The sequence below is a fragment of the Pseudomonas sp. KK4 genome, assembly GCF_001984065.1.
Classification (GTDB): domain Bacteria; phylum Pseudomonadota; class Gammaproteobacteria; order Pseudomonadales; family Pseudomonadaceae; genus Aquipseudomonas.
This window is the reverse complement of sequence record NZ_LYVP01000241.1, coordinates 1-1,598: the sequence shown is the minus strand read 5'-3', so window position 1 is coordinate 1,598 and position 1,598 is coordinate 1. Positions and strand designations below refer to the sequence as shown.

Sequence of the window (1,598 nt, the reverse complement as noted above, 5' to 3'; positions counted from 1 at the left end):
GGTCTGCCTGGCCTTGATGTGTTTAACGCCTGAGGTCCAGTCTCTTCGATAAACCCAGGTTGTGCCGACGACTACCGCTTTACCCAGGACGGCGCCATCCTGGGCGGCGATGATTTCGACTTCTGCGTCGTAGTCGCAAACGCCAGAGACATAAACGACGAATGCGGAATAAGTGCCGCCGTTGACGGGGAAAAGGATCAGTGGCGGGGACATGGGGAAGTTAACTGTGATGGCATCGCTATAGTCGGAGAATTCGGAACCATTCACCTTCTGTTTAGCCCGATACTTCTGCGGAATATCGTATCCCGATGGATAATTGTTCAATCCAAACGTATACCATTTGCCATCGATTACGGTCACCTCAGTCTCGTGACCGTTACGATCCAAGACCAACGTCGCATCTTTCTCGCACTCCCCCATGATCAAATATGTTTCCTCTACAAAAAAATTAGCTCCATCCATCGGCATAGTAATTTTGGGAGGAAGGGGTTTTCGGGCATTCGACGATACGCCGCTGGATCGCTCCTCAGTACTCATATCCATTAGAGCTTCATTGTTGGACACGGCATATCTAGCGGTGACGAGAGGCCCCGGGTCTGAGGTCAATAGACCAGGCACCGTTTGCCTGGCTTGAAAGGTCATAACCCCAGGTATCACCTCGTGAGAGCCGTGCCAAATACCATTAGCCGCCTCAGCAAAATGCTTGTTCCAGCTACCATTGACGGCTATATCTACTTTCGCTCCTAGCACGCAATCACCCACCAGATCTGCGGGAAAACGTTCACCAATGACATACTGCCCCCCATCCTCTGGAAAGTTGATTGTCGGCGCAGATGATTTTTCCAGCGTCCCTACCGAAAAACTGCAATTGCCACTCTGTATTCGATCGGTACCGACTGTTTGCACCACAAAAAACGTTAGCGACCCAGCCCCCTGTCCTATCCAACCGAACCACGAGGCCGGGATTGCGTCATCACCTTCCACACCCCACACCCTGTAGCAAAACCACCGAATCCCAATGACGACCGCGTCAGCGATTTTTGTGCCCTCTATATTGAACACCTCAACCCTCGCGCCCTCCTGACAGGTGCCACTCATAAGCACCGACGTGAAGGGCGGATGCTTGCTTTCATTGGCAGGCGTAAGAATGACCGGGTTTATCCGAGACGCATCTGTTTGCACCGACATGATTTCAGCTCTCCTCGCAACGCATGGCATGCGTTCTTCTTCATCCGTTATTAACAAAAAGAAATCGCGAGGGGACCTGTCACAAATGACAGTTCGGACAAAAGGCAGGCGTTAAGTGTTGCGTTGCAAGAGCGTCCAGGGAGGCGTCCCACGCAAAAGCGTGGGAACGATCAGTTACCGCTAGTGCTTTTCGTCCCAGAGTTCTCTCAACACTACGCGGGTTTGCTTGGCGAGGTCCGGGCGATAGCGCAACGGTTCGAATTCTTCCATGCAGGTGCGCTGGACCAGTCCAGTTGCACGGCGTGGATGTTTTCGGCATCTCCACAGGGAGAGTTGCGTACGAATTAAGCGTTATGTCATTCCACGGTGAATTCGACCTGCGGACTCAGTTCGGAAGTGTGTTTGCGGTA

Annotated in this window: 1 protein-coding gene and 1 pseudogene; both read right to left on the bottom strand. The window is 52.4% G+C overall.

Annotated elements, in window-relative coordinates:
- Window positions 1–1,188, bottom strand: a 1,188-nt coding sequence (locus tag B0W55_RS29305; protein ID WP_139341014.1) for a hypothetical protein, incomplete at its 3' end; no start/stop codon positions are given.
- A 180-nt stretch (window positions 1,189–1,368) separates the two neighbouring features.
- A pseudogene (locus B0W55_RS30665) lies at window positions 1,369–1,505 on the bottom strand (N-formylglutamate deformylase); the annotation flags it as partial.
- Between the last annotated feature and the right edge of the window lie 93 nt (window positions 1,506–1,598).